The organism is Tolypothrix campylonemoides VB511288_2, from assembly GCF_045999855.1.
In the GTDB taxonomy this organism is placed as follows: Bacteria; Cyanobacteriota; Cyanobacteriia; order Cyanobacteriales; family Nostocaceae; genus Scytonema; species Scytonema bouteillei_A.
The window spans coordinates 42,854-55,742 of sequence record NZ_JBFPMW010000022.1 but is presented as its reverse complement, the minus strand read 5'-3'; the positions used below and the strand labels follow the sequence as shown (position 1 = coordinate 55,742).

9 protein-coding genes and 1 riboswitch are annotated in these 12,889 nt (G+C 41.1%); of the genes, 2 read left to right on the top strand and 7 right to left on the bottom strand.

Features of this window, described 5'->3' with window-relative positions; genetic code table 11:
- Positions 1-68 precede the first annotated feature (68 nt).
- From AB0756_RS38445 to AB0756_RS38435, 3 genes are all read right to left on the bottom strand, one after another.
- Positions 69-2,633 (bottom strand): glycosyltransferase, encoded by a 2,565-nt coding sequence (locus tag AB0756_RS38445; RefSeq protein WP_063779493.1) that lies wholly within the window; start codon positions 2,631-2,633, stop codon positions 69-71.
- Between the two features lie 224 nt (positions 2,634-2,857).
- Entirely contained in the window at positions 2,858-4,168 is a 1,311-nt protein-coding gene (locus AB0756_RS38440; protein ID WP_038079613.1) for a protoporphyrinogen/coproporphyrinogen oxidase, read from the bottom strand.
- A 61-nt stretch (positions 4,169-4,229) separates the two neighbouring features.
- Entirely contained in the window at positions 4,230-4,637 is a 408-nt protein-coding gene (locus tag AB0756_RS38435) for a hypothetical protein (RefSeq protein WP_038079615.1), read from the bottom strand.
- Between the two features lie 958 nt (positions 4,638-5,595).
- On the opposite strand from AB0756_RS38435, the gene AB0756_RS38430 reads away from it, so the two are divergent.
- On the top strand, positions 5,596-5,820 hold the full coding sequence (locus tag AB0756_RS38430; protein WP_038079617.1) for a DUF4327 family protein: 225 nt from the start codon (positions 5,596-5,598) through the stop codon (positions 5,818-5,820).
- 69 nt (positions 5,821-5,889) lie between these two features.
- On the opposite strand, the gene AB0756_RS38425 is transcribed toward AB0756_RS38430, so the two are convergent.
- The 3 genes from AB0756_RS38425 to AB0756_RS38415 form a co-directional block, all read right to left on the bottom strand.
- On the bottom strand, positions 5,890-7,140 hold the full coding sequence (locus tag AB0756_RS38425) for an FHA domain-containing serine/threonine-protein kinase (RefSeq protein WP_038079618.1): 1,251 nt from the start codon (positions 7,138-7,140) through the stop codon (positions 5,890-5,892).
- Between the two features lie 39 nt (positions 7,141-7,179).
- Positions 7,180-9,195 carry a serine/threonine phosphatase gene (locus AB0756_RS38420; RefSeq protein WP_038079619.1) on the bottom strand — a complete coding sequence of 672 codons (2,016 nt, stop codon included), beginning with the start codon at positions 9,193-9,195 and terminating at the stop codon, positions 7,180-7,182.
- A gap of 421 nt (positions 9,196-9,616) precedes the next feature.
- Entirely contained in the window at positions 9,617-10,204 is a 588-nt protein-coding gene (locus AB0756_RS38415) for an rRNA large subunit pseudouridine synthase E (protein ID WP_038079620.1), read from the bottom strand.
- A gap of 444 nt (positions 10,205-10,648) precedes the next feature.
- Positions 10,649-10,745: riboswitch (TPP riboswitch) on the top strand.
- A gap of 9 nt (positions 10,746-10,754) precedes the next feature.
- On the opposite strand from AB0756_RS38415, the gene thiC reads away from it, so the two are divergent.
- Complete coding sequence (thiC, locus tag AB0756_RS38410; RefSeq protein ID WP_038079621.1) at positions 10,755-12,131, top strand: phosphomethylpyrimidine synthase; 1,377 nt, start codon at positions 10,755-10,757, stop codon at positions 12,129-12,131.
- 57 nt (positions 12,132-12,188) lie between these two features.
- On the opposite strand, the gene pyrE is transcribed toward thiC, so the two are convergent.
- Complete coding sequence (gene pyrE / locus AB0756_RS38405) at positions 12,189-12,812, bottom strand: orotate phosphoribosyltransferase (protein ID WP_038079623.1); 624 nt, start codon at positions 12,810-12,812, stop codon at positions 12,189-12,191.
- Positions 12,813-12,889: the final 77 nt, after the last annotated feature.

Below are 12,889 nucleotides of genomic sequence, written 5' to 3'. Positions count from 1 at the left end.
TTTAAGGATTGCTGATATTAGTACTTATCTGTTTTGTCGCTCAAAGATAGAAGCATTAGGATAGGTTGCTACTTTTCTTTGTTGACAGGAATGCTTTCAGCACAAACGGCAATGATAGCTTCTTTGTTTTCAGTTACCAATGGAATTCTTTCTTGTATGCTAGAAAGTAAGCTTTCCCACTGTAATTTACTAAGGTGACCAATGAAAGAAATTTGTAATTCCTCATCAATCGCGATATCTTCATCCATCATTAAATTCATGACTACGCTGTAAAAAAGCAATTCTGCCTCATCTTCAGCAATATTGCTCGTGTCTACAAGTAATGTCATTTGAGTTCTGAGAGTATGAGTTGATAGATTTCTCAGGATTTCTATAAATTCCTGGCAAAGCAGTTCTTCTGGCTGGGACCAATCAGGAAATATAATGAAATTTATCTCTCTTAGATGCAGGCGATCGCGAAGAAGACTGAGTTCTCTTTCCCGTAATTTTTCTTGAAAGAAACTAGCTATTTCTTTAGAGTAAGCAATCTTATCCAGTAGCTGTGGTTCTTTCAATGATAAATGATGGTCAATTGTAGAAATTGCCATCTCAGATAGAGGAGTCGCTGTAGCAACTTGGATTCTAGCAAGTTGATGGAAAGACAATAAATAAATGCAGTTTGTTATAGCTGAAGAATCTCCAGTAATGACTAGAATATCTAAATCTGCGCTACGTATAACATCTACTTGATGGGCTAAACCTTCTGGCAAAACTATGAAGTCACTAGCACAGCTAGCACAGTATCTTTCTAAATAACTACCTTCCCTGCTTAAGGCATACAGAGTAACTTCAAATTCTCGGCTAAGATACTCATAGACTGGCAGTGTTTTCCACGTATTAGGTTTATCTGCAAAAGTCGCCGCTAAAATACCTATTTTAATTTTTTTTCTATCGGTAAAATGTTCGGCGAATTTATGTGTAACTTCACATTCCTTAAGATGTAAAACTTTTTGTAAAACTTTTTTGTATTTGATATATACATCTTTTATTGCATTTTCTGGTGGAACAAAGCTAGCTGTTTCTAAAATAGAGTTAGCAACATTTCGAGATATATAAACATCTGTCATTCTGTCAAACCAATCGTATAAGTCTTGAATCCATTGTTGTTGGTAAAAATGATACTTTTCGACTTCGGCTTTGTCCTTATAGAAGTAAGATGAGCCAAACAGAAATGTAAGGTAATCAGTAATGAACCAATGAGGAATAATAGACAGTTCAGATTTGAGACTAAAAGTAGCAGGTAGAAAATAGAGCATTTTTACAAGTATATTCTTAATAATCTTGCCTTGCTCGACATTCTGATTTTTCCCTAGATTTTGACTCTCTAGAAACTCCTGTTCCATATTGGTCTCGGATGCTTTTTGAATACCAATCCTAAGTAGCATTTTATGTGCTGTACCTAGTTCTCCTCGATATGCGTCTTGAAGGTACTCGTGTGGTAAGTTTAACCACTGTTCAGCAATTTTCTGACGAGCTTGTTGAAGCTTAGCTAGTGTAAGTTGATTATTAGGGTAGGCCTGAAACTCTTTAATATCTTGTGAAAGAATAGCAAGAAACTGTGCTTCAGATAAAAATTTATCTAATGCTACAAATGGCAACAAATGATTATTATATAACAATCTAAATAAAATAGGTAAAATCTGGTTTAATGACTCAAAAATTCTTGTACTGTGACTGCATTTGATAGCAGCACGAAGCTGAGCAATTACTACTTCTAAATTGCCTTTTTCCAACATTTCTTTTGTGTTTTCGAGGGCATCAAAAGCATGAGCTTCTCTAGCTGCGTTCGATAATTCAGTAGCAACAAGAGCTGGTAAATATGTTTCAGCAATTTCGATAGCTCTACAGGCTTCGGTAATATTGTCACCGGATTTTTTAAGACGAGAACTGTCTGAAGAGGAATGCAGACGGTAACAAGCAGAAACTTGAGGTTCAAACCATATAGGATAATTTAGGATAATGCGTTTCCACATATCCCAGTCGGCGGAATGAAATAATTCTGGATGAAAAGCCCCTATTTCCTCGTAAACGCTACGCTTTACTACAATAGAAGGGGTCATGATACGGTTGACAACAGCCATTGGGGCTAAAAAATTAGAAAGAATACCAGGAGTTTCTCTTTCTACTGGAGAAATCATTTCAGTCCAATGACTATTGTCGTCAACTATGATGTAGCGGCAAAAAGCTGCTCCTAAATTTGGTTCCTGCTCAATACCTTGTCGCAAACGTTCGTAAAATCCTTGTAGAACACTATCATCACCGTGTAATATGTGAATCCAATGACCCTTTGCCCGTTGAATACAAGTATTAAAGTTAGCTATTGCTCCACCATTCTTTAGTTGGCGGTAGAATGAAACCCGCCCTTTCCCAATTTCTCTAACAACTGCTTCTGGATCGTCTTTAGTCGAAAAATCATCTACGACCTCTATCTGCATTTGGTCAAGACCGGGGTCTTGTGCCAAAACACTTTTGAGGGTTTCTACTAAATAATTGACACAATTATAAGTGGGAATCATAACAGACCAAAATGGTCGATGAATTCCTGTCGGTACTGGAGCAATATTAGGGACTGAATCACGATTATAACTTATCATAAATACTGTTAAATTAATAACTCTAATTACACTTAATTTACAAATTTTTTATTTATAGAGAAAATCTATAAATAATTATTAAATATCTTAAATTTGAAGATGGTGCTTCTAGGTAATATTGATAATATTACTAAATCTTTACTACTCGACGATTATTTCCGTATAGTCTTCTTCCCAAAGATTTGTAAAAATATGGAATTCAGATGTATGGAAAAGTTGACTCGCTAATATTCTGCAAGACTTGCTCCAATAAACAAGCCGTCTTTGATTGAATCTGCAATTCCTTGAAAGATCCAACGACCATATCGACCAATTAGGTAAATATCATGTTCTTCTAATGACTGAAGTGCTTGTTGTTTCCACCGCGAACCAGCCCAAGACCAGGTATAAGCCACATCAATCCAGGTAGGATCTACAACTTCTACTTGCTGAATATAACCCCAACTACACAATTCTTCTACAACGGCTTGACTGTAATTTCTTATCTCTACTTCAGTTGGTTTTGTACCTCCACGGTAGGCTTTTTCAACGTAAATACTTACACGATCTTGGTTAGCTCTAGAAGAGATCGGAAGAAAAGATACATCTACGTTGCTGTAAAATCCTACACGATGAAAACCAGATTTGCTATGGGGAATGTATATCCAGTGTTCATTAGGACACTTACAGCCTTTTGTAGCTCCAATATTAAGAACTAGCACAGATGTGTAAGGATCTGGCTCTGCTTCAACGTGTAATCCTGTCATTAACATCATGCGATTCAAGGGCAAAGTCGATATCATTTTGTCATATCGGATTGTCAAACCACCAGAGAAAATGACTTCTTTAGTTTTTACATCGATTTGTTCAACTTTCTTACCATAACGAACATCACAAGATTCAGCTATTTTTTGAACTAATGTATTTAATCCTTCAGTAGGATAGAGATAAGTTGTGTTATATCCAACAGGTGTTGGGCTTTCAAAAGCTCCTTGAATAACACTTGACAAACTTACAGGTGACTTGTAAGCGTCTTGAGGAGTAATTTCAGTCCAAAGACCAGCTGTATAAAGTTCATGGAAAGGTGCAAAAAATAAATCGGTCAATGTTTTACCAAAGTTCTGATAAAGCCAGTCTGCTAAAGTTTTAGGATGACCTTGAACGTTAGAAGCAATTTCTATTAATGCTTGAGATGCAATATTTGTACCTAAATAGCTAAGGTGATTTTGTAAAGGATAGGGAACGTATATATCTCGATCCGGAAAGTAGACAGTAGATCTGCGATTGTATGACTTGAAGGGTGTAAGCGATCGCATAAACCTCAATACAGATGGGTCGCCACCAAAAATCCAATGTCCTCCGCCATATTCAAAGCGATAAGCTTTTCCATCTTCTGGGCAATGGTTTTGTCTCTGACCATCCTGGGGTTTAATATAGTAAGAACCACAGATACCTCCAGGTTGCTCGAGTGCTTCAAATACAGGACATTTAGAGGACATACCTGCTGCCAATCCAGTAACTCCTGCACCTAAAATAATAGTATTATATTTTTCCATAAGCACCTTTTCTAATAACAAACTGACATAACAATACCTAATTCAAATCCAAGGAATAAACCTACTTCTGAGTTGGCTTAATGTCCTTTATCTGGTTCTTTAACTGTTCTAATGATTGTTTGTAATCTTGCCGTTCAGGATACAGCTTGGCTAGTTTCTCAAGAGGTTGAATAGCGCCGTTAAGATCCTTCAACTTAATACGTGTTAATACTAACCCCTCAAGCGCCACTCGGTTTTCTGGTTCTCTCTGTAAAACCAACTCGAAGCCATCCGCTTGATGTTGTAATGAAGTTGCTTCAGTATGAATCTTTGCTGACTTAGGACTTTGAAAAGCTTGTTGTAGTGTAGGAACAACTGCAGCTATCCCAGATCCAGCAAAAGATAGGATGGATATCCACGTTACAAGTCTTTTTCTTCGGTCAATCTGCTTCTGGCGGACAATTACGTATTCTTCCCCCGAACTAGCCATGCTTTCCGTATGTGATGCGGCGGTTAATACTTAAGTACCGCAACCCTCCCGTTATGAGAGTACCCACCATCTCAGATAAACTAACATCGAGTCAGAATTTTTCACATTTTGTGTGAAGGTTGTGTTCTTCTGTTAACCTTGGCAATATTGTCGTTGACCTAACTCAGGAATTTCCCAAAAACTGATTGTGCTTTTTTTAAGCAATAAGTATCTTTGCCAGTCCTTGTAGTGAATGGCGAGCAAGATAACACAAAAATAAAAGATTTGAAGCCCTTTCTATACTACTACCATTGATAGATGCAAATGTTGCTGTTGCTACTTATTTTTTTACTTAATTTGGATTTTGTACTGAGATAAATATTCTTAAGTAGACAATCATCCGGAAATGCTCACATTAGAACTGATGAACAGAGGTACGAATTCGTTATCCCATGCCCAATTCCCCCTTCCCAATGTCCCTGGCCCCAAAGAAAAATTAAATTTTTATAAAGTTTCATTTTAGTCCTATCCAATCTCAGATGTTTGCGATATCCTTCTAGATAACGTTTGATTCACAGGCACTATCCCCAACTTAGTTGCGAAATTCTCAATTCTTCGCTTGAAGTCTGAAACAGTCCCTTAATATATAGGTTTGAAAAAACTGCATAAATTATGGTGAAAAGACCAGATACTGTTTTGCAAGTCGTACCACAGTGGAACATCTGTGCAAGTAGAGGAAGGCTGATTCTTTTTAGCTTGGCATCCCCGATCGTGGAGTAGAGGCAAATTTAACCGAGTTGGTGGTAATTACCGTACAAAACCGACTTAAACCGCACCTGATTAGGGTAAGCTATGATATAGTTAAAAGGTTAAGACTTGCTTTGCCAAAGTACGAAACTCTACGCGACGGAATAATTCCAAAAAGGAAAGCAGTTTTGATTAAGCATTTACCAAACCAAATCTGAAACTAATTGAGGTTATGAGTAGTAAGCAACAAGTTATTCACCCAATGGTGAAGTTGCAACGTAATGTGCATTCACTTGTGGAGTCTAAAATTATTAAGCCCACAGATAGCATTTGGAAAATCGCTTTGCTCTTCGGCAACGACTGGCAGCATTGGAAACAAGAACTGCTGGATTACGGCTTTAGCATGCAAGATCCAGTGAGCGAATTGCTGTCTGTAGAAGCATGGGATGAAGAGTAAGAATGATTAGTGGTTGGTAGATATTGGTTAATGGTTAGGATTGCACAACCAACAACTAACCACTAACCCTTATTGACACCCATACAACGCTGCTGCTAATTCTTTGGCAGTTTGATAGCGATCGCGCGGTAAAGGCTCGGTAACGCGATCGATAAATTCCCTCAATTTGGGTGTAATCGTGGGAATACTTCCCACATCAAACCGAAAGGTTCTCCCCTTTTGGCGGTAGAACTTAAAAGGGCTTTCACCAGTTAGCAGAAAAATCAGCGTTGGACCGATGGCGTACAAATCTGATTGGGTTACGGGTTGTCCTCTCTCTTGTTCGGGGGCACAATACCCCTCTGCCCCAATGCGGGTACCGGGTGCTGTACCAATTTCCTTAACAGCTCCAAAATCCAGTACTACGATACGATTATTAGAATTGCGTACCATCAGGTTCGCAGGTTTAATATCTCGGTGGATAAGAGGAGGTTCTTGGCTGTGAATGTAGTCCAAAATATCACAAGTCTGAATCATCCAGCCAATGGCTTGAGATGGTGTAACAGGTCCTTTTTTATAGATCAGTTTCTCCAAATCCTGCCCGTGGACTAATTCCATCGCCAAATATTTCTTCCCGCCTTCCACAAAAAAATCATAATATTTAGGAATACCAGAATGGCTCAGGGATTGGAGAGTACGTGCCTCTCTCTCAAATAATTCTTGAGCTTTAGCAATTTTTGCCATATCAGCATTCATCTGCTTCAAGACAAGCAGCTGCGATAAGCCGGGTACGGCTTGCGCTGAGCGCGATCGCTCGGCAACGTTTCCCGTAGAATCCCAAGCCAAATAAGTTGTCCCCATTCCCCCCTGTCCTAAAATTCTCAATACCTGATATTGGCGAATGCTATGGAGGACTTTGAGCGGCTGACCGCAGTGGATGCAAAATAAATTGTTAGGAGAATTGCCTTCATGGGTGCAACTATAAGATGCAGCTTGAGGATGTTGCTGTACATCCCCACTGAGTTGGAATCTCAAAAGGGGACCCCCCTGTGCCAATTGCAACAAGGAATTATCAGGGACTTGCGCCTGAGTCACCAAAACTCCATTTAAAAAAGTACCATTTGTGCCTTTACTCGTCACCTGCCAAGAACCATCCCCAAAATTGCCAGCAAAAGCAAGACTCGTTTGTCTGAGTTCCAAATGGTGTCGTGACACCAAGCTATCACTTAAAACAATATCATTCTCAGCCGAACGACCAATCCGGATAACAGTTTCGTCCTGAAAGTGCCACTGCTGTAGGGGTATTTTTTGTTGTGGTTCTAACAAGGTCAGTGTGACCATAAGCGATATTTCATTCCCTAATACCTAATCCGAAATCCACTACTGTTGCTCCATATTCGGTCGCACCTTTGCCCGGATAACAACAGCAGTGATATTATCATGTCCATTGTAATTGTTTGCCAGATCGATTAGAGCTTTGACACCGTGTTCTAAATTAGCACTAGAACTGAGCAAAGGTTGTAAGTGAGTTTGCCAGTGCAATGTGAGTAAATTATTATCAGATAAACCATCAGAAGCCAGAATAAACAGGGTATCCTCATTTATTTCTAAAAACTTCACGTCAGGAATAATATAATTACCATCTCTAGGACCGAGAGCTTGTGTGAGTTGGTAAGCATCAGGGCGAGCATACGCCAAGTTAGGCTCAACTCCTCTGGCAATTTCCCGTTGACCCACTTCATGGTCCACGGTAATTTGTTCCAATCCTCTTTTGCGAGTTACGCGGTACAGACGGCTATCCCCCACGTGAGCCACAGCTACTTGAGTATCATAAACAAGCACCATCACTAGGGTTGTACCCATCCGCCCAACACCAGAACGGAAGTCTTTTTGATTGACATCGTAGATCGCCTGATTTGTCAGCCGCACGGCTTGAAGGATATCTTTTTCTGTTGGTAGTTGGTTAGACGCCCAGTGAGTTTGAAAGTATTGCCGCAAGGTACTGACTGCTAACGCACTCGCCACCTCACCGCCTGCGTGTCCCCCCATTCCATCACACAGAACATACAAACCCCTTGCTTGCAAAGTACGCTTACTTGGCAACTCTAACTTATAAATCTCTGTTTCAATGCCAAAGTAATCTTCGTTGTGGTCGCGTTGACGCCCCACATCAGTCAACCCCGCATAATCCAAGCTCATTAATTGCATGGGTAGAACAACTGTTGGCATATCATCGACTTTTGAGTCAGTATCTTCTTCCTCTTCCAATTGCAAGATAGTCCGTGAATCAGAATTTTGTAGCACTTCGGGAGCAGGAGAAGCACCCGTACTTGTTCCAGAAGAAAGACCTTGCAATTCACAAGAAATCGCTTCTAATCGCGATTGTAACTGTTCTAGAGAATGAACTTTACCAAGTTCCAAATCTCCTAATAAATGCAAGATAGAACCAAACTGAGTGCGTTGAGATTCTCTAAACAAAGCTTGCCACATCCTCCCTAGAGTTTGCACTGAGAATGGGTGCGCTTTCACAGCATCTGTTGACGCTTTTTCATCCCCCAATGGCACTTCTGTAATATCTTCATAAACTGGCTCGACATACAATTGCTGTAATGCCAGTGATTGGTCTTCATCCAGTCTTAAGTTAGACAATTCTAAAAGACTTTGACGGCAGCGAACTTTTTCCAGCACTGCCCAAAGTTGAGTCATTTGGTAAAAAAAGTTTACAATCTGCAACGAGCTTGTTGTTTCTTCATGCCAGATATCCAGTAAGGACTGTCGGTGCGATCGATCCTCAACAAGTACGACCTGCATACCATCACGCTGCCAAGTATCGTGAATCGGTGGTATTCCCAAATGGCACAACGATTGTAAGTCAATATACGGTCTCGCAAGGTTCGGAATCTCATCAGTTCCAAAAGATGAGTTTCCCGCTCCCTGTTCGTCATTCAGTAGCATCACTTCCAGAAGAGTTTTTTGGTAAGGTTGGCAATCTAAAACTCTCATCCCAACTTCTCGATCAAAGGGGATATCTTCCAGAATCAGTGATGGTTCTAAAATTTGATATCGCTGCTGTTCATCTAGATAAGACCGCATGGGGAGTGGGGAGGAAAGAGGGGAATGGGGAGTAGCGGAAAAATCTTCCATCTCCCCTTGTCCCCTTGTCTCCTTGTCCTGTTGTCCTACAGTCCCCAGTTTCCAATCCCCCGTTTTTTCTTTGATAACAATCGCCCACAAAATTGTTCCGCATTCGGCACCACAGTTATCGCAGTATTGTGCATCCAAAGCAACATCAGCACTACACTCGGGACAAACTCGATGAGCCAGCGACTCGCCACAATTTTGGCAAAATCTGTTGCTATTGGGGTTTTCAAAGTTACACTGAGGGCATATCAGCATTGTGGAAGTTCCTTCATTCCCGTTCCAAGGTGCTTCAGACCGCTACAATCCAAGGTGCCACAATTGTCAGCCCCTGCCTACAGTAGTCCTACAAAACATTGTGGTTCATATAGTGAATTTTTGTAGCGGTTCTTATTTTTACAAATATTAACTGTGAATTTTTTATATCGGCAAGCTTTTTATCGCTCAAAACCACCTAGCAATTCAGCTAGAGAGCTACACAGATGCGATCGCCTGCACTAGATTGTACTATAGCAAGAAACCCGGTATCTGGCAGATAGCGGGTTTGATGGGGTTCGGTATTTTTTCATAGAACTAAATGGTGTTGCCATATATTTTACTTCAATGAGATACTGCAAAATCTCCGACAACTTCTACAAATAAATTGGTTGGAAATTTGAGCAGAATTATGGCACAAAACTTATGAGACAGAGTTTAACAAGATTTTTCGTTCGTCTGAAGTCAAATCTCGCCATTGACCGGGTTGCAGTCCGTGTATCTTTAAGAGATCGATACTCACCCTAACCAACCGCAAAGTGGGAAATCCCACTGCCGCTGTCATTCGTCTTACTTGGCGGTTTTTGCCCTCTGTCAAAGTCATTTCCAACCAAGCAGTTGGCACGTTCTTACGAAATCTAATAGGCGGGTTCCGTTCTGGTAAATCAGGTTCCACAGGTAACAAGAAGACTTTAGCGGGGCGAGTTTGGTAGTTTTGAATTACCACACCTTTCTCAAGCTGCGTCAATGCAGTCGCATCAGGAATTCTTTCGACTTGTACCCAATAAGTTCGTTTGTGTCCAAACCGAGGATCGCTCAGGCGGTGTTGTAATTGCCCGTTACTGGTTAAAAATAATAACCCCTCGCTATCCCAATCCAAACGCCCCACGGGATATACGTCAGGAATGTTTATATAGTCCTTTAGAGTACTGCGATCGGGCGTGTCTTGAGTAAATTGGCAGAGAACTCCGTAGGGTTTGTTGAATATGATGTATCGGTGAGACTTGGGCATGGATTATTTGCCATGAGATATTGGGATGGGCAAGAAGTAGCCTGAACACTAGTTTCAGTTTTACCTATGTTACAAATTTATAAATATACAAGCTATACAAGCCTTTCAGAAGAACAATTATTCTTTCAGCAGCATGCGTCAAACACGAACATTGCCTGTACGCGAACCTATTTACAAGGTTAAATGGATCTACTGCTAAAGCCTTCTGCATGCGCTAAAGAGTGACTGCAAAAAAAATTGGCGAGATTTTAATTTTTGTACACATTTGTGTTTTTTTTTGCTGACTGACTTAAATTTTCGATTCTTGTGGCGCGGACATCCCAGCCCGCACAATCTACACAACAGGCTAAGAGGAATATCTCACAAGAAATAAACCAAGAATTTTCAATTTTGAATGACAAAAACCATCACTGGTCAAGGTTCGCTGCTCGTGATAGGATCTTCTACACAAGCTGGGGGTGCCTGCATGAAAAGGCTGAGATTACACCCTTAAAACCTGAATCCGGGTAATACCGGCGGAGGGAAGCTGTTTATAGAGGTAATCAAATATATGCGGACAGAATGGGTTGCCAAGCGGCGTGGGCATAGCAATGTGACACAAATGCATTATGCCCGTCAGGGTGTCATTACTGAAGAGATGCACTACGTTGCCCAAAGGGAAAATCTTCCCGTCGATCTCGTTAAAGACGAAGTGGCACGAGGACGCATGATTATTCCGGCTAACGTTAACCATACAAATTTGGAGCCAATGTGTATTGGCATTGCTTCCAAATGTAAGGTTAATGCCAATATTGGTGCTTCTCCTAACTCTTCCAATATTGAGGAAGAACTATCGAAGTTGCATTTGTCTGTGAAGTATGGTGCTGATACCGTAATGGATTTATCCACTGGTGGCGGGAATTTGGACGAAATTCGCACCGCCATTATCAATGTTTCACCAGTGCCAATTGGAACCGTACCGGTGTATCAGGCGTTAGAAAGCGTTTACGGTAGAATGGAGAACCTGACACCAGACGACTTTCTTCACGTTATAGAAAAACACGCCCAGCAGGGAGTGGATTACATGACCATTCATGCTGGAATCTTAATAGAGTATCTTCCTTTGGTAAAAAATCGCATCACGGGTATTGTATCTCGCGGTGGCGGTATTTTGGCAAAGTGGATGCTGCACCATCACAAGCAAAACCCTCTTTACACCCATTTCCGAGATATCATTGAGATTTTTAAGAAATACGACGTATCATTTAGCTTGGGTGACTCGCTGCGTCCCGGTTGTCTTCACGATGCTTCTGATGAAGCACAACTAGCAGAACTGAAAACTCTAGGGCAATTAACTCGTAAAGCTTGGGAACACGACGTACAAGTCATGGTTGAAGGTCCGGGACACGTTCCCATGGATCAGATTGAGTTCAATGTCAAGAAGCAAATGGAAGAGTGCTCTGAAGCACCCTTCTACGTATTGGGACCGTTGGTCACCGATATTGCCCCCGGTTACGATCACATTACTTCCGCAATCGGAGCGGCAATGGCTGGCTGGTACGGTACAGCTATGCTGTGCTATGTTACACCCAAAGAACACTTGGGCTTACCCAATGCTGAAGATGTACGCAACGGTTTGATTGCCTACAAAATAGCAGCCCATGCAGCTGATATTGCCAGACACCGTCACGGTGCAAGAGATCGGGACGACCAATTGTCCCATGCTCGTTATAATTTTGACTGGAACCGTCAGTTTGAATTATCTCTCGATCCCGATCGAGCTAAAGAATATCATGACGAGACCTTACCTGCTGACATCTACAAAACAGCTGAGTTTTGTTCGATGTGCGGTCCCAAGTTCTGCCCCATGCAAACCAAAGTTGATGCTGATGCACTCACAGAACTTGAGAAGTTTTTGGCAAAGGATAAGGAAGTGGTTAGTGGTTAGTTATTAGCGATTAGTTGTTAGTGGTTCTTAATATTTTGAGCTGCTAACAACCAACGACTAGCCACCAACCAATTCTCTATATGTCTGTTGAATATCCTCAATTGAGAACACGGCTTCAAATTGTAAACCTACAGATTGATAAAATTCTGCTCCGCCTTGTTTGCGATCGACTAAGGAAATTACGCGGTTAACCGCGTAACCTACAGCTTGTAGCCGTTCAACGGCTTTCATGGCTGATTTGCCTGTGGTTACAACATCTTCTAAAACAACGACTTTTGCACCTTCCGGTAAATTGGGACCCTCAATATACGCTCTTGTTCCGTGTCCTTTTGCTTCTTTGCGAACTATCAGCGCTGGAATTGGTCTGTTTTCACAAGCAGAAACAACGCTGACGGCACTTACAATCGGATCGGCTCCCAATGTTAAACCTGCGACTGCTTGCGTGTCTGTTGGTAGAAGCGATAGAAGGATACGACCAATTGCCAATGCTCCTTGAGGATGCAACGTAACTTGTTTGCCGTTAATGTAGTAAGAACTACGTTGCCCCGAACTTAAAACAAAGTCACCCTCCTGATATGCCAGTTGACAAAATAAATTGAGTAACTGTTGGCGCAGGATTGCCAAATCAGTAGTAGCAGCCCATATAGTTGACTGGGTAAAGGTTTCGGCTTGATAAGTCATGACAGCAGGTAAAAAATTATGCTACACCAAGAGGATGAACTCTGAGGAGTTCTGAAATTAAGCATAAGTTAAATTTC

Coding starts and splice junctions, on each gene's coding strand:
- AB0756_RS38445 (WP_063779493.1), bottom strand. CDS start 2,633: ATGATAAGTTATAATCGTGATTCAGTCCCTAATATTGCTCCAGTACCG.
- AB0756_RS38440 (WP_038079613.1), bottom strand. CDS start 4,168: ATGGAAAAATATAATACTATTATTTTAGGTGCAGGAGTTACTGGATTG.
- AB0756_RS38435 (WP_038079615.1), bottom strand. CDS start 4,637: ATGGCTAGTTCGGGGGAAGAATACGTAATTGTCCGCCAGAAGCAGATT.
- AB0756_RS38430 (WP_038079617.1), top strand. CDS start 5,596: ATGAGTAGTAAGCAACAAGTTATTCACCCAATGGTGAAGTTGCAACGT.
- AB0756_RS38425 (WP_038079618.1), bottom strand. CDS start 7,140: ATGGTCACACTGACCTTGTTAGAACCACAACAAAAAATACCCCTACAG.
- AB0756_RS38420 (WP_038079619.1), bottom strand. CDS start 9,195: ATGCTGATATGCCCTCAGTGTAACTTTGAAAACCCCAATAGCAACAGA.
- AB0756_RS38415 (WP_038079620.1), bottom strand. CDS start 10,204: ATGCCCAAGTCTCACCGATACATCATATTCAACAAACCCTACGGAGTT.
- thiC (WP_038079621.1), top strand. CDS start 10,755: ATGCGGACAGAATGGGTTGCCAAGCGGCGTGGGCATAGCAATGTGACA.
- pyrE (WP_038079623.1), bottom strand. CDS start 12,812: ATGACTTATCAAGCCGAAACCTTTACCCAGTCAACTATATGGGCTGCT.